28 protein-coding genes are annotated in these 24,334 nt (G+C 35.3%); 23 read left to right on the top strand and 5 right to left on the bottom strand.

What is annotated here, in order from left to right:
- Window positions 1–170: 170 nt before the first annotated feature.
- On the bottom strand, window positions 171–1,322 hold the full coding sequence (locus tag LMD38_RS18085; RefSeq protein ID WP_228919859.1) for a flagellin N-terminal helical domain-containing protein: 1,152 nt from the start codon (window positions 1,320–1,322) through the stop codon (window positions 171–173).
- Window positions 1,323–1,578: 256 nt separating this feature from the next.
- Between LMD38_RS18085 and LMD38_RS18080 the strand changes: the two genes are divergently transcribed.
- From LMD38_RS18080 to LMD38_RS17990, 19 genes are all read left to right on the top strand, one after another.
- On the top strand, window positions 1,579–2,364 hold the full coding sequence (locus LMD38_RS18080; protein WP_228919858.1) for a lytic transglycosylase domain-containing protein: 786 nt from the start codon (window positions 1,579–1,581) through the stop codon (window positions 2,362–2,364).
- 61 nt (window positions 2,365–2,425) lie between these two features.
- Window positions 2,426–2,650 carry a flagellar motor switch protein FliN gene (locus LMD38_RS18075; RefSeq protein ID WP_000775712.1) on the top strand — a complete coding sequence of 75 codons (225 nt, stop codon included), beginning with the start codon at window positions 2,426–2,428 and terminating at the stop codon, window positions 2,648–2,650.
- Window positions 2,651–2,664: 14 nt separating this feature from the next.
- Window positions 2,665–3,651 (top strand): flagellar motor switch protein FliM, encoded by a 987-nt coding sequence (gene fliM, locus LMD38_RS18070; RefSeq protein WP_044790339.1) that lies wholly within the window; start codon window positions 2,665–2,667, stop codon window positions 3,649–3,651.
- 10 nt (window positions 3,652–3,661) lie between these two features.
- The gene (fliN, locus tag LMD38_RS18065) at window positions 3,662–4,021 is read left to right on the top strand and encodes a flagellar motor switch protein FliN (RefSeq protein ID WP_000680025.1); all 360 of its coding nucleotides are present in this window, start codon (window positions 3,662–3,664) and stop codon (window positions 4,019–4,021) included.
- Between the two features lie 12 nt (window positions 4,022–4,033).
- Window positions 4,034–4,354, top strand: a complete 321-nt coding sequence (locus LMD38_RS18060) for a hypothetical protein (RefSeq protein WP_000121175.1) — start codon at window positions 4,034–4,036, stop codon at window positions 4,352–4,354.
- Window positions 4,351–5,109, top strand: coding sequence for a flagellar type III secretion system pore protein FliP (locus LMD38_RS18055; protein ID WP_001220586.1), 759 nt, complete (start codon window positions 4,351–4,353; stop codon window positions 5,107–5,109). The genes LMD38_RS18060 and LMD38_RS18055 overlap by 4 nt, the downstream gene beginning before the upstream one ends.
- Before the next feature lie 33 nt (window positions 5,110–5,142).
- Window positions 5,143–5,418: a flagellar biosynthetic protein FliQ gene (locus LMD38_RS18050; RefSeq protein WP_001098085.1), complete on the top strand. Its 276-nt coding sequence runs from the start codon at window positions 5,143–5,145 to the stop codon at window positions 5,416–5,418.
- Window positions 5,419–5,433: 15 nt separating this feature from the next.
- Window positions 5,434–6,195: a flagellar biosynthetic protein FliR gene (locus LMD38_RS18045; RefSeq protein WP_228919856.1), complete on the top strand. Its 762-nt coding sequence runs from the start codon at window positions 5,434–5,436 to the stop codon at window positions 6,193–6,195.
- Window positions 6,196–6,205: 10 nt separating this feature from the next.
- Window positions 6,206–7,252 carry a flagellar type III secretion system protein FlhB gene (flhB, locus tag LMD38_RS18040; RefSeq protein WP_228919854.1) on the top strand — a complete coding sequence of 349 codons (1,047 nt, stop codon included), beginning with the start codon at window positions 6,206–6,208 and terminating at the stop codon, window positions 7,250–7,252.
- Between the two features lie 23 nt (window positions 7,253–7,275).
- Window positions 7,276–9,342 (top strand): flagellar biosynthesis protein FlhA, encoded by a 2,067-nt coding sequence (gene flhA / locus LMD38_RS18035; RefSeq protein WP_000472544.1) that lies wholly within the window; start codon window positions 7,276–7,278, stop codon window positions 9,340–9,342.
- A gap of 14 nt (window positions 9,343–9,356) precedes the next feature.
- Window positions 9,357–10,667, top strand: coding sequence for a flagellar biosynthesis GTPase FlhF (gene flhF, locus LMD38_RS18030; RefSeq protein WP_062822489.1), 1,311 nt, complete (start codon window positions 9,357–9,359; stop codon window positions 10,665–10,667).
- Between the two features lie 42 nt (window positions 10,668–10,709).
- Window positions 10,710–11,513 carry a flagellar basal-body rod protein FlgG gene (locus LMD38_RS18025; RefSeq protein WP_074614853.1) on the top strand — a complete coding sequence of 268 codons (804 nt, stop codon included), beginning with the start codon at window positions 10,710–10,712 and terminating at the stop codon, window positions 11,511–11,513.
- Between the two features lie 122 nt (window positions 11,514–11,635).
- Complete coding sequence (locus LMD38_RS18020; protein WP_016717081.1) at window positions 11,636–12,346, top strand: alanyl-tRNA editing protein; 711 nt, start codon at window positions 11,636–11,638, stop codon at window positions 12,344–12,346.
- A 16-nt stretch (window positions 12,347–12,362) separates the two neighbouring features.
- Window positions 12,363–13,199: a TrmB family transcriptional regulator gene (locus tag LMD38_RS18015; protein ID WP_049112006.1), complete on the top strand. Its 837-nt coding sequence runs from the start codon at window positions 12,363–12,365 to the stop codon at window positions 13,197–13,199.
- On the top strand, window positions 13,192–13,917 hold the full coding sequence (locus LMD38_RS18010) for an AzlC family ABC transporter permease (RefSeq protein WP_016717083.1): 726 nt from the start codon (window positions 13,192–13,194) through the stop codon (window positions 13,915–13,917). The genes LMD38_RS18015 and LMD38_RS18010 overlap by 8 nt, the downstream gene beginning before the upstream one ends.
- Window positions 13,908–14,219, top strand: a complete 312-nt coding sequence (locus tag LMD38_RS18005; RefSeq protein ID WP_228919852.1) for an AzlD domain-containing protein — start codon at window positions 13,908–13,910, stop codon at window positions 14,217–14,219. Before LMD38_RS18010 ends, LMD38_RS18005 begins: the two co-directional genes overlap by 10 nt.
- Before the next feature lie 62 nt (window positions 14,220–14,281).
- The gene (locus LMD38_RS18000; RefSeq protein WP_016717085.1) at window positions 14,282–14,452 is read left to right on the top strand and encodes a DUF3951 domain-containing protein; all 171 of its coding nucleotides are present in this window, start codon (window positions 14,282–14,284) and stop codon (window positions 14,450–14,452) included.
- An 87-nt stretch (window positions 14,453–14,539) separates the two neighbouring features.
- Window positions 14,540–15,124 carry a TetR/AcrR family transcriptional regulator gene (locus LMD38_RS17995; protein WP_001118328.1) on the top strand — a complete coding sequence of 195 codons (585 nt, stop codon included), beginning with the start codon at window positions 14,540–14,542 and terminating at the stop codon, window positions 15,122–15,124.
- Window positions 15,117–15,515 carry a DUF5367 family protein gene (locus LMD38_RS17990; RefSeq protein ID WP_061183343.1) on the top strand — a complete coding sequence of 133 codons (399 nt, stop codon included), beginning with the start codon at window positions 15,117–15,119 and terminating at the stop codon, window positions 15,513–15,515. Before LMD38_RS17995 ends, LMD38_RS17990 begins: the two co-directional genes overlap by 8 nt.
- 27 nt (window positions 15,516–15,542) lie before the next feature.
- On the opposite strand, the gene LMD38_RS17985 is transcribed toward LMD38_RS17990, so the two are convergent.
- Genes LMD38_RS17985 through LMD38_RS17975 form a run of 3 tightly spaced genes read right to left on the bottom strand, consistent with a single transcriptional unit; the run spans window position 15,543 to window position 16,846 of the window.
- Window positions 15,543–15,902, bottom strand: a complete 360-nt coding sequence (locus tag LMD38_RS17985; protein ID WP_228919850.1) for a hypothetical protein — start codon at window positions 15,900–15,902, stop codon at window positions 15,543–15,545.
- Window positions 15,903–16,508 (bottom strand): dienelactone hydrolase family protein, encoded by a 606-nt coding sequence (locus tag LMD38_RS17980; protein ID WP_228919848.1) that lies wholly within the window; start codon window positions 16,506–16,508, stop codon window positions 15,903–15,905.
- Between the two features lie 2 nt (window positions 16,509–16,510).
- Window positions 16,511–16,846: an antibiotic biosynthesis monooxygenase family protein gene (locus tag LMD38_RS17975; protein ID WP_061183340.1), complete on the bottom strand. Its 336-nt coding sequence runs from the start codon at window positions 16,844–16,846 to the stop codon at window positions 16,511–16,513.
- A gap of 482 nt (window positions 16,847–17,328) precedes the next feature.
- On the opposite strand from LMD38_RS17975, the gene LMD38_RS17970 reads away from it, so the two are divergent.
- The 4 genes from LMD38_RS17970 to LMD38_RS17955 all read left to right on the top strand — a co-directional run bounded on the left by LMD38_RS17970 (window position 17,329) and on the right by LMD38_RS17955 (window position 24,064).
- On the top strand, window positions 17,329–20,625 hold the full coding sequence (locus LMD38_RS17970; RefSeq protein ID WP_228920372.1) for an isopeptide-forming domain-containing fimbrial protein: 3,297 nt from the start codon (window positions 17,329–17,331) through the stop codon (window positions 20,623–20,625).
- Between the two features lie 47 nt (window positions 20,626–20,672).
- Entirely contained in the window at window positions 20,673–22,322 is a 1,650-nt protein-coding gene (locus LMD38_RS17965) for a SpaH/EbpB family LPXTG-anchored major pilin (RefSeq protein ID WP_228919846.1), read from the top strand.
- A 90-nt stretch (window positions 22,323–22,412) separates the two neighbouring features.
- Window positions 22,413–23,213, top strand: a complete 801-nt coding sequence (locus LMD38_RS17960; RefSeq protein WP_000827797.1) for a class C sortase — start codon at window positions 22,413–22,415, stop codon at window positions 23,211–23,213.
- 26 nt (window positions 23,214–23,239) lie between these two features.
- Window positions 23,240–24,064 (top strand): class C sortase, encoded by an 825-nt coding sequence (locus tag LMD38_RS17955; RefSeq protein ID WP_033677747.1) that lies wholly within the window; start codon window positions 23,240–23,242, stop codon window positions 24,062–24,064.
- 61 nt (window positions 24,065–24,125) lie between these two features.
- Here LMD38_RS17955 and LMD38_RS17950 read toward each other — a convergent pair whose 3' ends face one another.
- On the bottom strand, window positions 24,126–24,305 hold the full coding sequence (locus tag LMD38_RS17950) for an H-type small acid-soluble spore protein (protein WP_001025740.1): 180 nt from the start codon (window positions 24,303–24,305) through the stop codon (window positions 24,126–24,128).
- Window positions 24,306–24,334: the final 29 nt, after the last annotated feature.

Below are 24,334 nucleotides of genomic sequence, written 5' to 3'. Positions count from 1 at the left end.
TTAAAAGGCTTATGCTCATTTGCTATTTGTGTTTTAACATAAGAGGGGGGATCGAGATAAGCACTGACCGCTTCTATGCACCGCAGATGCTCTCTTCCATCCAAAAAAAAGAAGGTTTTATAAAAAATAACCCTCTCCGCAAGCGGAGAGGGTTATTTTTCTCAAATGGATTATTGTAATAATTTAGAAACCATTTGTGGAGTTTGGTTTGCTTGAGAAAGCATGCTAATACCAGCTTCGTTCAAGATTTTGAACTTAGTCATTTCAGACATTTCTTTCGCCATGTCAGCGTCTTCGATTTGAGAAGCAGAAGATGCCATGTTAGAAGCTTGGTTATTTAAGCTTTCTACGTTGAAGTCAAGACGGTTTAATGTAGCACCTAGGTCAGCACGGCTACCTGCGATAGATGCAATCATGCCATCGATAGCTTTAATTGCTTCGTTAGCATTTTGAATTGCTTGTGTATCATCTTCTACTGCACCATCAACACCTTTTGTTGCTGCTTGTGCAGCCCCGACTGTTTTATTAGAAATAGAAAGTGCGTCAAGAGTTTTTCCATTACCTGTTAGAGTAGCGCTTGAAACATTTGCTAATGTAATATCGATAGTTCCATTAGTTTTTTTATTGCCTTCAGTTTCTTTATTGCCTTCAGTTTCTTTATTGCCTTCAGTTTCTTTATTGCCTTCAGTTTCTTTATTGCCTTCAGTTTCTTTATTGCCTTCAGTTTCTTTATTGCCTTCAGTTTCTTTATTGCCTTCAGTTTCTTTATTGCCTTCAGTTTCTTTATTGCCTTCAGTTTCTTTATTACCTTCAGTTTCTGTATTATCTTCAGCTGCTTTTTGAACAGTTCCTTTTGTTGTAGTAGCTTGACCGTCATCGAAGCTATGGATTTTAACAGAAGTATTGTCACCATTTAATAGAGTTTTTCCGTTAAATTGAGTGTTTTGAGCGATATAATCAATTTGATCTCTTAATGCAGAAAATTCTTTTTCTAGTGCGCCACGGTTTTCGTTTGTGTTTGTACCATTCGCAGATTGTACTGCAAGGTCACGCATACGAAGTAAGATGTTTGATACAGAGTTCATTGCTGAATCAGCTGTACGAATCATAGAAATACCGTCTTGAGTGTTACGAGATGCAACACCTAATCCGTTTTCTTTTGCACGCATACGAGTTGCGATTGCAAGACCAGCTGCATCGTCAGCTGCACTGTTAATACGTTTACCGCTTGATAAACGGTTCATAGAAACGTTCATTTTTTCTTGGTTTTGGCGCATGTACTCTTGTGTACGCATGCTATTAATGTTTGTATTAATTCTCATGTTAAGAACCCCCATTTTTTTATATTGAGTTTTCTGCAAATTGAAAAACGGTAATATGCAAAAAAAACAATTTCGAATTTATTGTAAGCCCTGCTATAATGGGTGTCAACTGAAAATTTGAATTAATAAATATAAAAAAATAACAGTTTAACAATTTAGTCGTTTTTTTATTACAATATAATTACAAAGGATTATTGCAAACTTTACGAAAAAACTCTAATATTAGATTATCTTTGTTTACCGAAAAGGTGATATTATGGTAATTGGAAATATAGTAAAAGAAGTACTTGCATATAAAAAAGGACAGTTTCAGCAAAAGTTAAGTAGTCCGCAGGCGTTCGTTAGTAGTAGGTTTCAAGAGAAGTTGCAGAGCGAGCCTATGAAGGAGACGAAGGCTACGACGCAACCGGCAAAAGTAGAGGATATGAGTCAGCCGGTACAATCTACGAAAATAGAAGCGGTTGTGAATAAACCAGCAGAGTCTATTCATAAAGTAGAGGAAGCGAGTAAGCCGGAAGAAAAGCCTGAAACGAAGAAAGTCGATGACGTGCAAGTTGCGCAAAAAGAGTTTGAACGACGTTTCCCGGAAACGAAAAATGAGGCTGTTGATACGTGGGAATTAACGAAGAAGTATAATATTCAAAAAATACGTTCTTCAAATGAAGGGAAGTATGAGGATATTATAGATAGGGTAAGTCGTACATACGGAATTCCGAAAACGTTAATTCAAAAAATGATTGAAGTAGAGTCTAATTTTAATCCGAAAACGGTGTCGCATGCAGGGGCGATGGGACTTATGCAGCTTATGCCAGCGAATGTAAAAGAGATGGGTATAAAAAATCCATTTTCACCAGCTGAAAGTATTGAAGGCGGCGTGAAAGAGTTAAGCGGTTATTTAAAGAAAAATAACGGTGACTTAGTTTTAGCGCTTGCTTCTTATAATGCTGGTCCTGGTAATGTGAGAAAGTACGGAGGTGTACCTCCATTTAAAGAAACGCAAGGATATATTAAAAAAATATTAAATATCGACGTTTCAAAATAAGAGATTTCATTATATAGAGAGAACATGAAATTTTCGTGAACATGATATGGGAGTGGCTAGATTGAAATTACAAGATGATATTCCGTTAACAATTTATTTTGAAATCGGAAATACGAAAAAGAAAATTGAAGATCTGCTTCATATTACGAAAGGTACATTGTATCGTCTTGAAAATTCAACGAAAAATACGGTGCGTCTTATGCTTGAGAATGAAGAGATTGGAACCGGAAAGATTTTGACGAAGAATGGAAAGATGTACGTTGAAATCGTTGAATTGAAAAGGTAGGGAAGGGGATTTTCATGAGCGGCGATAAATTAAGCCAAGAGCAAATTGATGCCCTGCTGAAGGCGGTAAATGAAGGCGAGGAAATGCCAGCTTTCGCACAAGAAGCAGGGAAGCAAGATAAATTTCAAGAGTATGATTTTAATAGACCGGAGAAGTTCGGTGTTGAACATTTACGTAGTTTGCAAGCGATTGCTTCTACGTTTGGAAAACAGACGTCACAGTCGTTATCTGCGCGTATGCGTATTCCAATTGAACTAGAGCCTTCGACAGTGGAGCAAGTTCCATTTACGAGTGAGTATGTGGAGAAAATGCCGAAAGATTATTATTTATATTGCGTCATTGATCTCGGACTTCCAGAGCTTGGAGAAATTGTTATTGAGATTGATTTAGCATTTGTTATTTACATTCATGAGTGCTGGCTTGGCGGTGATAGTAAGCGTAACTTTACGATGCGTAGACCGTTAACCGCATTCGAGTTTTTAACGCTTGATAATATTTTTGCGCTTTTATGCAAAAATTTAGAGCAATCGTTTGAAAGTGTTGTGGCAATTAAACCGACATTTGTAACGACAGAGACAGATCCGAATGCACTTAAGATTACGACAGCGAGCGATATTATTTCATTACTGAACGTAAATATGAAAACGGATTTTTGGAATACGACAGTTCGTATTGGGATTCCGTTCTTATCTGTTGAAGAAATTATGGATAAGTTAACGTCTGAAAATATTGTTGAACATTCTTCGGATAAACGTAAGAAGTATACGTCTGAAGTGGAAGTGAAAGTAAATCAAGTGTATAAACCAGTTCACGTTGCGATTGGTGAGCAGAAGATGACGATGGGCGAGATTGAACAAATTGAGGAAGGCGATATTATTCCGCTTCATACGAAAGTTTCGGATGAGTTGCTTGGTTTTGTAGATGGAAAGCATAAATTTAATTGTTTTATTGGAAAAGATGGAACGCGTAAGGCGCTCTTATTTAAAAGTTTTGTAGAGTAGGAGGATCCATATGAAGCATGAAGTATCTCCTGTGTCATTAATGGGATTAGAAGAATTTGCAGGAAAGCGAAATGAAGCAAGTAAAGCACATATTGATACTGTTTCAGATATTTCGATTGAACTTGGTGTAAAGCTTGGGAAAACATCTATTACGCTCGGTGATGTGAAACAGTTAAAAGTGGGCGATGTTCTGGAAGTAGAGAAAAACTTAGGACATAAAGTAGATGTGTATTTAAGTAATATGAAAGTCGGCATTGGAGAAGCGATCGTAATGGACGAGAAGTTCGGTATTATCATTTCTGAAATTGAAGCTGACAAGAAGCAAGCTGCGCTTATGAAAGCGCAAAGTCAAATGCAAGATAAAGAGTAGAGGAGGAGTCATATGTCGTATATGACGACCTTATTTCAAGTCGTTTTACTGTTTGGGGCGCTCGGCTACGGTGCGTATTATATGACGAAGAAGACGCGCAAACAGCAGTTTTTTAAACAAGGTGAAAATGGCCATATTCAAGTGAAAGACGGCGTTTATTTAAATCATCAAACGAGCGCCTTTTTATTTGAAGTAGATGGCAAGCAAGTGTTCACTGTTATTAGTAATAACGGTGTACAGTCTGTGCAATTAACAGGAACAGGAAATCAGTTTCAACAAGCGCTAGAAGACGCGGTGAAGAGTGAAACGAAAAAAGTAGAGGATCCATTATGAGAATAAAGAAACAGTTATCGTTATTAGCCGTTATTTTCGTATTTTCTATCGTTTTTTCAATTATTTTTGTAAATCCAGCGTATGCAGCCCAAAACGGTTTTATTAATTTCGAAAATGGAAAAGAGTTTACGAGTAATTCAAGTGTACAATTATTTGCGCTCGTTACCCTTTTATCATTATCTTCATCTATCGTTCTATTATTTACACATTTTACTTATTTTATGATTGTTCTTGGGATTACACGTCAAGGACTTGGGGTAATGAATTTGCCACCGAACCAAGTGCTCGTTGGACTTGCCTTATTTTTATCACTCTTTACGATGCAGCCTGTTCTTGGGCAGCTAAAGAGCGATGTGTGGGATCCGATGACGAAAGAGAAAATAACGGTAAGCCAAGCTGCGGAAACGACAGCGCCGATTATGAAAGAGTATATGTCAAAGCATACGTATAAGCATGATTTAAAAATGATGCTGAAAGTGCGCGGAGAAGAATTACCGAAAGATTTGAAAGATCTTTCCTTATTTACGCTCGTACCATCCTTTACGTTAACGCAAATCCAAAAGGGATTATTAACAGGGATGTTCATTTATTTAGCGTTTGTATTTATAGATTTGATTATTAGTACACTTTTAATGTACCTCGGGATGATGATGGTACCGCCGATGATTTTAAGTTTACCGTTTAAAATACTCGTTTTCGTATATTTAGGTGGATATACAAAAATCGTCGACATTATGTTTAAAACGGTCGCCTGAAGCGTTTGATGCTATGTGATAGGAGTCATATAAATGAATACGTCACCAATTATAGATATTTTTCAAACCTTTTTTTATAAAGGGGTTATGATTTTAATGCCGGTTGCCGGTGTAAGTATGATTGTCGTTATTATCATCGCTGTTATTATGGCGATGATGCAAATTCAAGAGCAAACGCTGACGTTTTTACCGAAGATGGCGAGTATTGTACTCGTTATTATCATTTTAGGTCCGTGGATGTTTCAAGAGTTAACGACGCTTATTTTAGATTTATTTGATAAAATTCCATCGCTATTGCGTTCGTACTAAGATAGGTGGACTGAAATGAATATGGAATTATGGGCGGCGACGTTTTTTTCGTTTTGCCGCATTACTTCATTTTTATATTTTTTACCGTTTTTCTCTGGTCGATCCATTCCAGCAATGGCGAAGGTTACATTTGGACTTGCTCTTTCGATTACAGTTGCCGATCAAGTGGATGTCTCTCACATAAAGACAGTTTGGGACGTTGCAGCTTATGCAGGTACGCAAATTGTAATTGGATTATCACTTTCAAAAATTGTAGAAATGCTGTGGAACATTCCGAAAATGGCTGGGCATATTTTAGACTTTGATATCGGTTTATCACAAGCAAGTTTGTTTGATGTAAATGCAGGCTCACAGTCTACTTTACTATCAACCATTTTTGATATATTTTTTCTCATTATTTTTATTTCACTTGGTGGCATTAATTATTTCGTTGCCACGATTTTAAAGTCGTTTCAATATACAGAGGCGATTTCAAAATTGCTGACGACTAGTTTTTTAGATAGTCTACTCGCAACGTTATTATTTGCGATTACATCAGCGGTTGAAATTGCTCTTCCGCTTATGGGAAGTTTATTCATCATTAACTTTGTTTTAATTTTAATCGCAAAAAATGCTCCGCAATTAAACGTTTTTATGAATGCGTATGTGATTAAAATTACGTGTGGTATTTTGTTTATTGCGATGAGTGTACCGATGCTCGGTTATGTGTTTAAAAATATGACGGATGTATTGCTTGAGGAATATACAAAACTATTTAACTTTTTTTTAACGAAGTAGGGGGACACACATGGCAAAGGATAATAAAACAGAAAAGGCCACCCCGCAGAAGCGTAAGAAATCGCGTGAAGAAGGGAATATTGCCCGGAGTAAAGATTTAAATAATTTATTTTCCATTCTTGTATTAGCAGTTGTCGTTTACTTTTTCGGAGATTGGCTCGGGTTTGAGATTGCCAATTCTGTAGCGGTGCTGTTTGATCAAATTGGGAAAAGTACAGATTCGACCGAGTATTTTTATTTAATGGGGATTTTATTATTAAAAGTATCAGTTCCAATTTTAATACTTGTACACGCTTTTCAATTATTTAATTATATGATTCAAGTCGGTTTCTTATTTTCTTCTAAAGTTATTAAGCCGAAAGCGTCACGCATTAACCCAAAAAACTATTTTACGAGATTGTTTAGTCGTAAAAGTTTAGTAGATATTTTGAAATCACTGTTTTATATGGGATTAATCGGTTACGTCGCTTATGTGCTCTTTAAAAAGAATTTAGAGACAATCGTGAGTATGATTGGATTTAACTGGACTGCGTCACTTACTGAAATTATTAGGCAAATTAAATTTATCTTCTTAGCGATTTTAATTATATTAATCGTTCTTTCTATCATTGATTTTATTTATCAAAAATGGGAGTACGAACAAGATATTAAGATGAAAAAAGAAGAAATAAAACAAGAGCATAAAGATAATGAAGGGGACCCGCAAGTAAAGGGGAAACGAAAAAACTTTATGCACGCTATATTGCAAGGGACAATTGCGAAGAAGATGGATGGCGCAACGTTTATTGTAAACAACCCGACTCATATTTCAGTCGTACTCAGATACAATAAACACGTTGATGCAGCACCAATTGTCGTTGCAAAAGGGGAAGATGAGCTCGCATTATATATACGAACGCTTGCCCGTGAACAAGAAATACCAATGGTGGAAAACCGTCCGCTTGCTCGTTCTTTATATTATCAAGTCGAGGAAGATATGGCGATTCCAGAAGATTTATACGTAGCTGTAATTGAAGTTATGCGCTATTTAATTCAAACGAATGAACTTGAAGTGTAATAGCGCGTTTGGAGGAGATCTCTTTGTTTAAGATAGATTCTGCAAGAACCTATTTTTCTATCTTTTTAGCAGCGTCATTCGTAGTGGCGCTCTTAATTCCACTTCCACCATTTATACTTGATATCATTATCGTTTTTCTACTAAGTATGTCAGTGCTTATTTATATGCGAGCGACAAGTATTAACGAGTGGGATGAATTAAAGTCATTTCCGACGATGTTGTTATTAATCGGGATTTTCCGCGTATCGATTAACGTATCGACGACGCGAGCGATTTTGACAAACGGAAATGCCGGTCATGTTATTGAAGAGTTCGGCCAGTTCGTAATTGGCGGGAACTTATTAATTGGTATCGTTATTTTTACAGTATTAATCATATTCCAGTTTATCGTTGCAAACGGTGCATCTCGTACAGCTGAAGTTGCAGCTCGTTTTACACTTGATTCTTTACCAGGGAAACAAATGTCAATCGATGCTGATTTAAACCAGCGTATTATTTCAGAAAAAGATGCACAGGCGAAACGAAAAAAATTAAATATGGAAACAGAGTTTTACGGGGCGATGGATGGTGCCGGAAAGTTCATTAAAGGGGACGTTATTTTCGGGATTGTCATTTTATTCGTAAACATCATTTTCGGTTTAATTGTCGGAATGATGCAGCAGGGCATGAGCTTTGGTGAAGCGGCTCTTCATTACACGCAGTTAACTGTCGGTGATGGAATTGTAAACCAAATCGGTTCTTTAATGCTTGCGATTTCAACAGGTATTATTGTAACGCGTGTATTTGACGGTTCACCGGATACAGTAACAGAAGGTATCTTTAAAGAGTTATTAGCACATGAAGTCGTTGTATATGCGCTCGGTGGTTTATTTATCGCAATGGGTATTTTTACTCCGCTACCATTTCTACCGTTCGCACTCGTTGGTGGAACAATTATCTTCTTAGGAATTCGAAATAAAAATCGAATGAAGAAAGAAAAAGAAGATGAGCTTCAAAAAGAATTAGAAATGATTCAAGGCGAAGATGAGCAATTGCAACAAGTGGAAGATTCATTTGGCGTATTTACAGATAAATATCCAATTATTGTAGAACTAGGTTTAGATTTAGCGGCACTTGTAAAGCAGAAAATTAACGGGGAAACAGCTCGTGATAAAGTTGTTCTTATGAGGAAATCGATTATTACCGACCTTGGTATTAACGTTCCTGGAATTAACTTTAAAGATAATACGAGTTTTAGACCGCGCGGACGTTACATTATTCGCATTAAAGGTGCGAAGGCAGCTGAAGGTGTTTTGAAATCAGGTTACTTATTAGCGCTGAAAACACCAAATGTAATGGCCGATTTAGATGCAGAACCAGCGAAAGATCCGATTTTTGGCGAGGATGGATATTGGATTTTAGAACATATGGTACAAGATGCACAAATGAAAGGCTATCAAGTATTAGAGCCACTTAGCATATTAATTACACATTTAGATGTTGTCGTTAGACGTAACCTGCATGAGTTAATTCAGCGTCAACATGTAAAAGATTTAATTAACTCCCTTGAAAATGATAACGGCGTTTTATTAGAAGAGATTAAGAAGAAAGAAATCGACTTATCACTTGTTCAAAATGTTATTAAGCAATTGCTAAAAGAAGGTATTTCTATTCGTGATTTACCAACCATTATTGAAGGTATTATTGACGGAAAAGAAATTTATCAAAACCATGTTGATGGCGTAACGTCATTCGTCCGTGAATGTATTTCAAAAGTGATTTGTGAAAATGCGAAAAATCCTGACGGGAAAATATATGCGGCGCTCTTCTCAGATTCAATCGAGTTAGATGCAGACGTTGTGAACAATTCTTATCAAGGTTATTTATTAAACTGGGATTTAGATTTAGAAACGCGAGTCGTTGAACAAGTACAACGCGTATTGAAACAAGCGAGGTTAATGGGAAGGGAACCAGTATTATTAACGCGTAGAAAAGATTTCAGGTTTGCGATTGTAAGACTTCTTGAGCGTTATCAAGTAGAAGCGCAAGTACTTTGTATTAGCGAATTAGCACCAGAAATTGTTGTAGATCAAATTGCCTATATTGAATAGTAGGGGGTGAAGTAATGGAAAGTACAGAAAAGAAAGAAGCGTTAATGCGAATAAAAGCAGCTTCGAAAAATGAATTGTATCGAAAGTTATTTGACCAATATGGTACAGATTATTATTACGTTGTCGATGAAAGTGTAAAACGCAATATCCCGTTTTTTTGGAAAAAGAATTATGAAATGTTAGTTGCTTTTCCAGAGGATAAACAGGAAGAAGTGAACGAAGGCACAGCTCAATTTCATGAACAATTAATGGATGTTGTAAATGATTCTTCAGAACAAATTGTGAAGGCGAACGGAATTCAATCGGTACTGCACAATTTAGAAAACGTGACGACTCCTATGTCGTACGCGGCGATGCAAACAGGAAATAGTGAAGAATGGGCAAGAAAGAAAGAGAAACTATTAAAGCTGTTTGAAAAAGGTATCGTCGTTGTGAAACAGACGGAAGAAACGAAAGTAACGAAAAAGCAAAAAGCTGTGAAAAAAGTCGTTCCCGTCAAAAAAGAAGAAGTGGTTGTAAAAAAAGAAAAGCAAGAATCTGTACCATTTATTATTCAAAAAGTAATTCGCATGCTAGAACAAAACGATGTAGAACAATACTTCATTCATGCATATGCTGAAAAGTTAAAAGTGAAGTTTGAGAATGCAACGATGATTACAGAAGAAGAAGTAATCGAATATATATTGGAAGATATGAGCTCTCATTTCAATACGGAAAATGTATTTGAAAAAGAAGTACAAACAATTGCATTAATCGGTCCAACTGGTGTTGGAAAAACGACGACACTTGCGAAAATGGCGTGGCAGTTTCACGGTAAGAAAAAAACGGTTGGTTTTATTACGACCGACCATTCTCGCATTGGGACAGTTCAGCAACTGCAAGATTACGTAAAGACAATTGGATTTGAAGTAATCGCTGTGCGTGATGAAGCTGCAATGACAAGAGCGCTTACGTATTTTAAAGAAGAAGCGCGCGTCGATTATATTTTAATTGATACAGCTGGGAAAAATTATCGTGCGTCAGAAACTGTAGAAGAAATGATTGAAACGATGGGACAAGTAGAGCCAGATTATATTTGTTTAACGTTATCAGCTTCGATGAAAAGTAAAGATATGATTGAAATCATTACGAACTTTAAAGATATTCATATTGATGGTATCGTATTTACGAAATTTGATGAAACAGCAAGTAGTGGGGAATTGTTGAAAATTCCAGCAGTATCATCAGCTCCCATTGTATTAATGACAGACGGACAAGACGTAAAGAAAAACATACATATCGCTACAGCGGAACAATTAGCGAAACAAATGTTGCAAACATCATAGAAAAGAGGTGAAGAATAAGGCAACTGCCTTATTCAATCGAGTATGAACGGTCTTTATATAGGTTCAATGGGTATGATGAATTACATGCAGCGCATTAATGTTCATTCGAATAACGTTGCAAATGCCCAAACGACAGGATTTAAAGCAGAAAATATGACTTCTAAAGTATTTGATGTACAAGACACATATCGCCGCGGTGACGGAGCTGTAACAAATATTGGCTCAGTCGATTACGCTGTAGTACCAGCCGCAACGCATGTGAACTTAGTACAAGGAAATATACAAATGACAAATAGTGCTACAGATTTCTTTTTAGATGACGGTGCAAACGGTACAACATCATTTTTCGTTACATCTAAAAACGATGAAACGTTTTTAACGAGAGATGGTAGTTTTACAATCAATAGTGATCGTTACTTGCAAACATCATCTGGTGCTTATGTTATGGATGTAAATAATGAACGTATTAAAATTCCAGAAAACGTTAATTTCTTCGTATCTAATAATGGAGAAATTTATAGAGAAGTTAACGATGGAACGTTGCAAAAACCAGATATTAAGAGAATAGTAATTGCGCAGTTGCAAACAAAAACAGTAGATGCAGAAGCGAATAATCGTCTTGTGCAACGAGAGAACAAAAGCTTTACACTAGCAGAAGGAAATATTGCTGATTTACCGAACGGAACAGGCTTAGTAAAAAACCATATGCTAGAAAATTCAAATGTAGATATGACGAAAGAGATGGCAGATCTAATGACAGATCAAAGAATGATTTCAGCATCACAACGAGTTATGACTTCATTTGATAAAATTTATGAAAAAGAAGCAAATGAAATATTGAGATAGGGGACTTCCGTTAGCGGAAGTCTTTTTTATTTCTGTTTTAAATTTCAGAATTATCAATTGACTTTGTGGAGCTTCTTTTTTATATTAGTAGGTATAACTATAACTACTAAAGAGGTGAGAGTATGACAACGGCATTATATTTAGAAGATGCATACAAAACGAGTTGCGAAACAGAAGTGATAAAAGTAGAAGGAAATAAAGTATATGTAAAAGAAACAGTTTTTTATCCAACTGGTGGAGGGCAGGAGTGTGATACGGGTGTCATTGTACAAGATAGGTCTGTATTTGAAGTTGAAAAAGTAAAGAAGGAGCAGGGAGAAATAGTTCACTATATAAAAGATGGAGCTCAAGTAAATTTAGGTCCAGTTAAATTAGAGATTAATTGGGAAAGACGTCATAACTTAATGCGTCATCATTCTTTACTGCATCTTATCGGAGCTGTCGTTTATGAAAAGTATGGAGCTCTATGCACTGGAAATCAAATCTATCCTGACAAAGCACGTATCGATTTTAATGAGTTACAAGAGTTATCGAGCGTGGAAGTAGAAGAAATTGTTAAGGAAGTGAATAAACTTATTAAACAAAATAAAGAAATTTCCACTCGTTATATGAGCCGCGAAGAAGCAGAAAATGCTGTAGGAATGATTAAAACAGCCATAAACCTCCTGCCAACTACTATACAAGAAATCCGCATTGTTACAATTGAAAATTTAGACGAACAAGCTTGTGGAGGCACACATGTGAAAAATACGAATGAAATAGGAACACTTGTTATTGATAAAGTAAAAAGTAAAGGTAAGCAAAATCGTCGCTTTGAAGTTAGAGCGATTTAGATTGTGAGGAGTACTAATGGATGAAATTATAAAGGAATTACAAAAGCTAGGTTTTTCCCAGTACGAATGTAAAGCGTATATTGGACTACTAAAACATTCCCCAGTAACTGGGTATGAAGTGAGTAAACAAACAGGAGTACCTCGTTCTATGATTTACGAGGTACTAGGTAAGTTAATGGATAAAGGAGCAGTACATATTGTACCTTCTGAACCAGTTAAATATGTACCAGTACCAGCTACGGAATTAATGAATCGAATGCGAAAAGACTTTGAAAAATCCTTTGAATTTTTAGATGAGAAATTAAATGGTTTAGAACAAGAGCGACAAATAGATGTAATTTCGCATATTCGCTCAAATGATCGTGTTTTGAAGGAAATATGCAATATAATTAATAGAGCGAAGGAAGAGTTATGGATTTCTGTATGGGAAGATCAAGTGCATGAAATTGAGCCATACATTCATCAAAAGGAAGAAGAGGGAGTACATATATTTTCAATCTTATTTGGCGCTCCAGAAACAAAAATAGGAGCGACGTTTCACCATAATTATATGACGCCTCACGTTGTTGAAAAGAGAATGGGTGGTCATTTAACTGTAATTGCGCGTGACGGAGAAGAAGTATTAATTGCGAACTTCTCAAATGATAGCACTTCATGGGCTGTTACAACGTATGACCCAGCTCTAGTTCTCGTTGCTACAGAGTATGTGCGGCACGATATTATGGTTGAAGAAATCACGCAGGAATTTGGAGCTGATAAGTTAGATACGTTATGGCGTGAAAATATAGATTTAGTTCATGTCGTAACAGGAAAACGAACTTTAGAAGGAATGGAGGATGATACGGATGAGTAAAGCTCAGGCACATGTAGCTTTGCAAAGCGATGATACATTTCAGCAAGGAGTAAAAGATTGTTTACCAACTGTATTTGGTTATTTAAGCATCGGTATAGCAGCTGGTGTAATTGCAAAAACAGCAGGTTTCTCCATTATTGAAATTGCGTTTATGTCGACTTTAATTTATGCAGGTTCTGCCCAATTTATATTAGCTGGTATGTATGCAGCTGGTGCACCTGCTTCAGCGATCATTTTCACCGTCTTTTTTGTTAATTTACGCCACCTTCTAATGAGTGCTGCGCTTGCACCGTACTTTACGAAACTGCCTCTATTTAAAAACTTACTAATTGGTTCTCAAATTACAGATGAAACGTTCGGCGTTGCAGTACAGCATGCAGCGCAAAAAGGATATTTAGGCGAAAGATGGATGATTGGGCTAAATGTAACGGCTTATTTAAATTGGATCCTTGCTACTATTATCGGCGGGCTATTTGGTGAATGGATACCAGATCCGCATACGTACGGTATGGATTATGCATTACCAGCAATGTTTATCGGGTTATTTGTACTTCAGCTCATAAGTAGTAAACCGAAGTTAGCAATTCATCTTACTGTTGCAATTGTAGCAATTATCATCGCATATGTTTCACACTTATTTATGCCAGATAGTATAGCGGTTATTATCGCAACACTACTAGCTGCGACGATTGGAGTGGTGATTGAAAAATGGAAATGAGATTAGATATAATATTACTTTTATTAGCAGCAGGAGCTGTCACACTCGTGCCACGTATTTTACCTCTACTCGTATTTAGTAAACTACAAATTCCAGACTGGGGTTTAAAATGGTTAAATTACATACCAATCGCGATATTAGCAGCACTTTTAGCACAAGTATTATTTATGCATGAGACGATGCAGTGGGATTACCAGATCGCAGCAATTCCAACATTTCTTGTTGCGATATATACTCGTAGTTTATTAGGTGCAGTATTAACGGGTGTGATTGTGATTATTTTGTTACGTTTCTTTTTCTAAAAAGGATTACGCTCATATAATACCGAAAGGTGTAATAACATGAAAAATATAGGGGTGGTGTTATGATACTTTTAACGATAGGAGCAATTTTGTTAACGTTGTTTATTTTCTTTATTATCGGCTTCATTACGTTTATGATGTTTGTTGATAAGGCGACACCTCAAATTTATTACACACCTTGTGAATCAGTGACAGTGAAAGCTAAAGGTAAAAATAGAAGGAAGAAAAGTTGAAAGTTGACTTTTCTTTCTTTTGTTTTATCTGATTTTTCTGTATAATTTAAGTTAGTTATCCAACTAACTTAAAAGGTGGTCATAGAAGTGGCAAAACCAAATGTTGTTAATAAAGAGAATTTACTACAAGCAGCAAAAGAAATTATTGCAGAGCATGGGATGGAAAAGTTGACATTAAAAGCAGTTGCAGAGAGTGCTCAAGTTACACAAGGTACCGTATATTATCATTTTAAAACGAAAGATCAATTATTACTGGAAGTAACTGAATCGTTTTGTAAAGCGTCGTGGGAACAACTAGGAAAGGATGTACAGTTAGAAAAGGCTTTGCAGTCTGCCGAAAGTAGATGTGTGAAAGATTCAATGTATCATCATTTGTTTTTTCAATTAGTAGCTAGTGGATTACAAAATGATGCGATGAAAAATAAAATTGGTGGATTGTTACATTATGAAAATCAAGAATTAACAAGAGTGTTAAATAAAAATATAGGAGGTACAATGACATCTCAAATTTCAACTGAAACGTGGAGCATTTTATGTAATGCATTAATTGATGGATTGGCATTGCAAGCCTTATTCAATCCATCTTTTTCTAGCGACAAAGTATATGGTGATTTGCACCTGTTATTGGAAAAGTTCATAGAGCTACAAAAGGGAGGTAATGGTAGTGAATAATAAACTTTGGCTCACTATTTTATTTTCTATCGGCGTTTGGTTTTTTGCCTCAGCGTTCTTCGTTATTTTCGGTTCTTCTGTTTTATTGGAATACACTTCAAGTAGATTTTTTCTACAATTAACGTTTCTTGAATTAGGAACGGCTATAGCTTTATACTTTGTAATGTGGCTATACAAAAAACTAGATACTACGAAATATGCAGTTATTAAGTTAGGTATATGCGGTACAGCAATCGGTTTAATTTTAGATACTTACATTTTATATAATTCTTCTAATCTATTCTCACAATTCTCCTCACAGCAAATTATGTCATTTACCATTTGGATGGCGATTGCTTACGCTCTTTATTTAATAATTCCTTTCGTTATGGAACGAAAAAGACTGTTATAAAGGGGATTTTTATCCTCCTTATAACAGTCACATCCCTGAAAGAAGTAAAAAAAACAGCCCAAATAAAAAACTAATAAAGGAAAGAAAACCGATACATATGGAGAATACACGGTTGTTTCTCCATTCGCGCCAGAAAGCGATAAAACCTAATATGCAAAGGAAAAACCAAATGGGCAGGAATAGTAACTCGCTAATTTTCTCAGGGAGTAACGCATAAAAAGATGTTAAATATAAAATCCAATTTGTAAAAAATAAAATGTAAACGATAATAGATTGTAAGTAGGGGCGTTTGGAAAACGCTCCTTTTTTTACGGTTACTAGAATAATAGTTAGCACTGAGAAAAAAGCAATGAATATGAAAATAAGTAAGAATAATGTAAGCGTCATTTAGCTCTCCTTTATAAAAGTGTTTTTTACAAGAAATGCATCTATTACATTGTATGCTTGCTTTGTAGAGTGCTCGTTATATTTTTTAGTGTACGGATTTAGAAACCCATGTTTACCATGTAGTTGTTTGATTTCTAATAAAGGATTTTTTTGTTGCTGCAACGATTGAATGAAAGAGGATACTGAAAAACTAGCTTCTTTTTCAGGGAATATAAGTAATGTAGCGCATGTAGGCTTTATGTGAACATAGTCGCGTATACGGGAACCGTAACATCCAATAATAAAATCTATTTTTGGATTGTTACTACATAGCCATGAGATGGTAGCACCAACACTAAAGCCGATAAGTCCAATATGTGTGTAACGACTAGAAAGATGAGTAATGAATGTTTCAATTTGCTTTTTTCCATCTTCAAATCCAATATGATTCATAAAAAAATGATATGCTTTTTCTTCATCACTATAATGAAATGCAGGTTGCGATTGTAGCAGATTAGGACAGAATACATCTATATGAGATGAAGTGAAGTGGTCGGTAACGTGATGCATATGGTCGTTCACACCATATATCTCATGAACAACAACGAGAGCTAATTTTTTCTTCATCGTTATAAAGTACCTCTATGAAATTTAAATTCTTTCTCAACAAGGCAGATACGAAGGTGGAAGTTTTCATACCATTGCTCACGACCTCTTTTTTTCGCTTCTCTATGTAAGGCGTTCTGTTTCCAATTTTCAATCGCCTCAAGTGATTCCCAATAAGAAATTGTGATTCCGAGCCCTGAATGATCTCGTGCACTTTCTACACCTAGAAATCCAGGTTGCTGCTTTGCAAGTTCCTCCATTTTGTCAGAAGCGGCATTATAGTCTGTTGTATCATTTGATAAATTAGAAGTGAATATAACTGCATAATAATGACTTGTTTTTTGTGATGTGTTCTCCATTCCCATTCCCCCTTAAAAATTATTTCATAGTTTGAATTTTAGCACGAAATAAAAAGAAAAGAAGCATGGGGCTTTTTTCCGTTTATCCGACTTTAATCGGCAGTAAGACCCCCACCTCAAAATTCAGCGAGATTAAAGAAGTTAGGTGGGGGGCGGGCTGCCCATTAAAGTCCGATTGGTGAGGGCTGATTAAAGTTTCACTTTATCCGGCTTCCATGAAATGATGCTAAAAACGATAGATTATAAAGAGTACATAGATGCAAGGAGGATACATTCGAAAAAACATGCTAGTAAAATGTAAAAATAAAAAAATGGTAAAATTAACTGAAAAATAAAAATAGTAAAACGGCTATGAAAATCTAACTGTTATGCTAAAATAGTACTATAAAACAAATATATTTCTAATTAAATGTCAGGAGGTGGAGGCGTTGAGTAACAATAGGGTAAAGAATAGAAAAATAATAAAAGTCATTGTAGTATGGATGAGTATATTTTTAATACTATCTCAGTTACATTTTTTTAGTCCACCAGAGAATGTAAAAGCAGAAATTACTGAGGATGAAGGTTTTAACGAACCGACTTATCAATCCATTCATAAAGGTGATATGTATTCTACTGGGAATGTGAATTTAGGAATAAAAGTTGAAGGTAAACAAAGAGAAAAAGCTTTATATTCTGATATTAATGATGTGACATGGGACACGGCACCAGCAAAATATTACCGTGAATTAATCGATGTTGATGATGATCCAGAAACATCCAATTCTTCAAAGGCATATATTCTGATTCCAAGTGAAGCTGAGATTGAATGGGCAGGGTTATATTGGAGTTCAACACGTTATGAGTTAACACCACAGCAATATACTGCACCTATAAAGTTTTCAACTCCAACTGGGGAGCATTTTAATGTTGTGCCCAACCATACATATTCCGGAAGTAAATTAGGAAGTGGCTTCGGAATAAATGGTACGTATTATTCAAATTATGCAGATGTGACACAACTTTTGCAAATGTCTAATTCAAAAGGCGGAAGCTATACTGTAGCGAATATTCCTTATCCTAATTCGAATACTGCCTATAGTTATGGATACTACTCTTTTGCGGGGTGGTATATGCTAGTTATCACGAAGGATAAGTCACAAACACGTAAAGCATTCACTGTGTATGATGGCGGGTTAAAGAGAGCAGGTAGTTCAGGATTTAAAGTGTTTACCTTAAAAGATTTTATTGCAGCTAAAAGTGGCCAATTAGATCCGAAAGTATCTGTATTTGCTGTGCAGGGTGATCGGTACTGGTTATATGATAAACTTGAAATTGATATTGACGGTAAAAATAAATTTAAAGAAATCACTGATGAATTAAATCCTCTTAATAATATATTCAACTCAACTATTTCTGAATATGGACAACATATGCGTGATAAGTATCCAGGGACCTTTGCGCCAGATTATCGAAATAACTTAGGCATTGATGCGGATTTAATTAAACTACCAGAAGGTTATATTCAGCCAGGACAAAAAGAAATTAAGTTGAGAGCATACACATCTGGTGATGACTACGTATTAAACACTTTAGCCTTTGCGGTGAATGCAACAGCGCCAGAACTTGATATTGAGAAATCAGTCGTTAATGTGAAAGAAAAATACGAATCAGGTGAAGAAGTTACATATCGATTAAAAGTCAAAAATATTGAGCCGAATTCAAGTGCAGTTGATACAAAGATTGAAGATGTTCTAGATCGTCGTTTAAAGTTTATACCTGGATCGGTGAAAATCATTTCTGGTCCGAATGCGGGTGATCAAACTGATCAGGCGCTAGATGATCAAGTTGATTATGATGAGAAGACGAGAAAGTTAACGATTAGAATTGGTGAAGGAGCAAATGCTTCGAAAGGCGGAGTTTATACAGATAAAACACCTGAAACAATCGTTGAATTTAAGGCGAAATTAAGAGGGAGAAAAATAGAAAGTGAAATTCCGAATACTGCTATTGTTCGAGGGTTAGATGAGCTAACAGGAAGTAAAGTTGAAGATAATGCTTCTAATAAAGTAGTAGTAAAAGTAAAGCCTAATCTTGATGTGAAACAAGGTAAACTTGAGGCTGAAAAATTAGCTAAAAATGTAAATGGTGAAACTCTTAATGTAGGAGATAAACTTGAGTACACGATAAAAGCTAAAAATAGTGTAACCGATTCTATATTAAAAGCTGTCACTGTAACGGATCCACTACCTGAAGGGGTAGAGTATGTTCCGGATACATTGAAGATAGATGGAAAGAAACAAACAGACGCGGAAGATGATGATCGTGCACATATAAAAGATGGAATTATATATGCAAATATTGGTGACCTTAATGGGGATGAAGAACGAGCAATTTCATTTGAAGTCGTTGTGAAACCTGAAATGGCAAATAAGAAAATTAAAAATAGTGCAGTAGTAGAATCTATTAGTGTACCAGAACAAGAGAAACCAGAAGTCGAAACGTCAGTTAACCCATTGTACGGACAACTAGATGCGAAGAAAGAAGTAACGGGGGGAGTAGACGGAAAAGTACATGTAGGCGATGAGCTTGAGTATAAAATTAAACTTCGGAATAAAGTTGAAAATGGACTTATAAAAGATGTTCGCATTGTCGATAAGCTTCCTAACGGAGTGGAGTATATAGCAGGTAGTATGAAAATGAATGGGAATTCGTTAACTGATGCGATAGATGAAGATGCGGGATCGTATGAGGATCATACAGTTAAATTTAATGTCGGTGATGTATTTGATACAGAAGAACGAATTGTAACTTTCAAGGTGAAAGTTACAAAGGAATCGCTGAAAACGAAAGAAATAGAAAATATAGCGATTGTGGAAGGAAAAACACCTGATGGCAAAGAACTGCCACCAGAAAAACCAAACGTAAAAACGAAAGTGGAAGCGAAGGAACCAAAGGTTATAAAAACAGTTTCTGATGCAGATGAAAAAGAAGTAGAAAAGGCAACGTTACAAAGTGAGAATGAAGAGTTTACATGGCATGTAAACTATAATTTTGGAAATGATGTAGCATACTTGGAGAAAATCGTATTACAAGATGATTTAGAAGATATTTTACAAGTTGAACAAGTAAGACTTGTAAATGCAAATGATGAAGAGATACAAGTTATACCTGAAATCGATGAGCAGTCGAAAAAGGTGAAAATTGAATTACCAAAGCAAGATGGAAGTTATGAGTATCTAGTTGATCAAGCGTATACGATGCACATTAAATCAAAGTTGAATGTAGATAAAGGTGTGGAAGTATTAGAATCATATACTGCAAAAGGTGGTATACGAAATACTGCGGAGTTACTATTTGATCAAAAGCAAACTGTGTCAAATGAAGCCTTTATTCTACCACCGTCTTTCGGGAAGATTGAGATTGAAAAAGTAGATGCGAACAATGAAAATCTGAAATTAGAAGGCGCAGTATTTCAAGTAATTGATAAAGATGGAAAAATAGTATCTGAATTAACAACGGATAAAAATGGTGTAGCTATTTCAAATCCATTGTTAGTTGGAAAATATACGTTAAAAGAAGTACAAGCACCAGTAGGATATATGCTTTTGAAAGAGCCAATTGAAATTCATGTGACTAGCGATGTATCCGCCCCAAAAATAAAAATAGTAAATCATAAAAATGAGTGGATTATCCCTGAAACAGGTGGCATAGGAACAATTGTCTTTTATGTAATTGGTGGAACATTGATGTTCATTACATCTTTCTTCTTCTTTAGAAAAAGAAAGATTATGAAATAGATTAGTAGTTTGCAACAAAGATAGATACAATAGGGGAGTGACGAATAATGAAAAGGATTTTTAGCTTATTATTAATATGTGTATTAGCTTTTTCAACATTAATGAATATGACGGTTAGTGCTGAATCAAGAAGTACAGGTACTTTAACGATTCATAAGTATGAGAAGGATAAAGATGCAAAGCCTGGTGTAGAGGGCAATGGGAAAGAAGGACAAAGTGTTCCAGATGGAGCAAAACCTTTAAAGGATGTAACATTTGAAATTAAACGTATTGCCTCATTTGAAAAAAGTTCTGATGGGAAAGAAATTATGAAAGAACTTACAGATAGTCCCATTACAAAAGTAACAGATGATAAAGGAGAAGCGTTTTTTTCAAATCTTCCTTTAGGACGTTATGAAGTAAAAGCGATTAAAGCTCCAGATCGTATTGAATTGGATAAGACTAAGTTTATAGTTGATATTCCAATGACGAGCGCAGATGGTAAAGATTTAAATTACGATGTTCACATTTACCCAAAGAATGAAACGAAACGTGGTTCAGTAGAGTTAATAAAAAAAGGTGAGGGAGGCCGTGTATTAGAAGGTGCGGAATTCCATTTATTTAAGAAAAATGAAGATGGAACACACACACAAGTAAAAACACCTCATCCATTAGTATCAGGAACAGATGGTAAGATTCATGTGGAGTCATTAGAGTATGGAGACTATTATTTTATTGAGGAGAAGGCTCCAAAAGGTTATATAACAAGTAAACAAGAGTATCCTTTTTCTATTAGAGAGAAAGATATACCAGTTAAATTAGAAAAAGATGTAGTAAACTTTAAAGAACCTACAATTGAAAAAACGATTAATGATGATTCTAAAAATGCGGGAATAAATCGTGAAACAGAGTATACGTATGATATTAAAACATTGCTTCCTGAGGATATTCAAACGTATAAAAATTACGTCGTAACAGATGTTTTAGATGATCGTCTAGAAATCGTTGGGACTCCAGTAGTAACGATTGATGGTAAAAAGGTTGTTGATAGTACTGTAAATGTGATTGTAGCTGGACAAAAGGTTATTGCTTCGATAGAAGATTTTTCGAAAGTAACAGGTAAAGAATTACACTTACAGATTACTGCAAAAATTAGAAGTAATGTTGAATCTGGAGTGAAAATTCCGAACAAAGCAGTACTTGATTTTGTAAATAAAGATGATGTTTCATCAGAAAAAGATGGAAAGCCATCTAATGAAGTAGTGGTTACACCAACTATGGGAAATATTAAAATTGAAAAAGTAGATGGCAAGAATAAGAATTTGAAATTAGAAGGTGCAAGATTCGAATTACGAGATAAAAAGGGAAATGTTGTAACAGTAAACAAAAAGAAAATGGATGATATCACCGATGCGAATGGTATTATTACATGGAATGAAATCCCGTACGGTGAATATCAAATTGTCGAAACGGTAGCACCAAAGTATAAAGATGAAGATGGTGCAGTAGAACAATATCAAAAATTAAGAGATCCGATTGATATTAAAATAGATAAAGATAAAAATGTAATTGATTTGCAAGTTGAGAATAATAAGAGTGGATGGATTATTCCAGCAACAGGTGGTATGGGAACAATTCTCTTTACGGTAGTTGGTCTGTTATTAATGGTGACAGCAGCGTTTATTTTCTTTAGAAAGAAACCGGTAAAGAATTCTTAATTCATATTTTATAATAATTGAGTTTGGAAAAGAGGAAAGGTAAAATGCTTTCCTCTTTTCCGTATTTTATCCGAAGTGAAAGAGGATGTTATGAAACGAAATATTATCTTTGGAAGTATTTTTTTACTAGGATTAAGTATATTTCTCTATCCAACTGTGAGCAATTGGTTTGCAACAAGAACACATTATTCAGAAGTAAGTACCTATGACGAAGCAGTAAAGAAGTTGGAGAAAGAAGAGATTGATCGTAAAGAAACGGAAGCACGAGAGTATAATAAGAAGGTCCAAAATACGACGCAAACATTTTCGGACCCGTTTCATGAAAAGAGTGATGAGGAAAAAAGTTCATATGTAGATATGTTAAATATAGGGGATGTTATGGGGTATGTAGAAATCCCTAAAATTAATGTGAATCTTCCAATTTATCAAGGGACGACGGAAGAAGTGCTAAGTCGTGGAGTTGGACAACTGAATGAATCTTCACTACCAGTAGGGGGAGAAAATACGCATACAGTTTTAACTGGGCATCGCGGTTTGCCTTCAGCACTAATGTTTACTCATTTAGATAAAGTCGAACAGAATGATATATTTTATATACATTCATTAGATAAAATACTTGCTTATAAGGTAGATCAAATAAAAGTTGTATTACCAAATGAAACGGAAGACTTATTAGTTGTACAAGGACAAGATTACGCAACATTAATTACGTGTACCCCGTATGGAGTGAACACGCACAGGTTACTAGTGAGAGGACACCGTGTTCCATATGATGCTGGTGAAAAAGAAAAGATTACAAAGTCTTTCATTTTAGAAGATTGGATGATCGTTTTTCCTATTGGTATTATTTGCATCGTCCTTCTAATAATCTATTTAAAAAAACGAAAATAGTATGTATTGTATTGTGTGGTGAGTGTGTGAGAAGGGGATTTATAAGCGTATCATTGTTTCTTACAGGATTATCACTATTTATATATCCAATGATCGCTAATTATATAAACAATTATGTGTATAAGACAGAAGTGATACGTTATGAAAAAATGGTTGATGATTTAAAAATAGAAGATGTAAATGAGAAGTTTCGAAAGATGGAAACATATAATAAATCGTTAGGGAAAACTACTTTCAAAATGAGTGACCCATTTGTACAGGATGATGAAATAAGTACGGACCTGTTACATTTTATAAACAAAGATGAAATATTTGGCACAATTTCTATTCCGAAAATAAATGAGGAGTTGCCAATTTACTTAGGAGCAAGTCAAGAAAACTTAAGTAAAGGAGTAGGGCAAATTGAAGGGACTTCTTTACCTATTGGTGGGAAAGATACACATGCTGTATTGGCAGGACATCGTGGATATCACGGGGCAACGATGTTTCGTCATCTTGATCAGTTAAGTGATGGAGATGTATTCTATGTAAAGGTATTTGGAAAGCAGCACGTGTATAAAATAATTGGACGTGAAATCATTAATCCAAATCAAGTGGATAAATTAAATGTAGTAAAAGGAAAAGACAAAGTTACACTGCTTACATGTGAACCATATACATCAAGTAAATATCGTTTGTTAGTATATGGGGAGCGAGTAGAAAGTGAGCAAAAGGAAATGGAACGTCTGAAAAAGAGTGTAGTCGAAGTTAAAAGTTATGAAACAAGAGACATAATTGTAAAACTAGCTTGTGGAATAGTAGGTTTCATTGTAATTTGTATTGGTTTGTATGGATTACTAAGGAGAAAATAAGAATGATGATACTTAAATAGAACAAAGAAAAATGCCACTTCAAAAAATGAAGTGGCATTTCTTATATTTCCTCTAAGCTATTAACTGGAACTGTTAATTCGCGTCCTGGGTTTTTTACTTCATATATGCGGGCGGTTTCATTGCTCTCGTCGACGTGTTGAATCATAACAGGCATGCCTTGAAAACTAACATTCGCTTGCTCTGCTGACACAGAAAGCTCTTTTGCACGTTGAATATTCATTTATATTCCTCCCATCATTATTATCTTTG

It is taken from the genome of Bacillus pacificus (assembly GCF_020861345.1).
In the GTDB taxonomy this organism is placed as follows: domain Bacteria; phylum Bacillota; class Bacilli; order Bacillales; family Bacillaceae_G; genus Bacillus_A; species Bacillus_A pacificus.
Note: the sequence above shows the minus strand (reverse complement) of the source record. Positions and strands in the feature narration are given on the sequence as shown.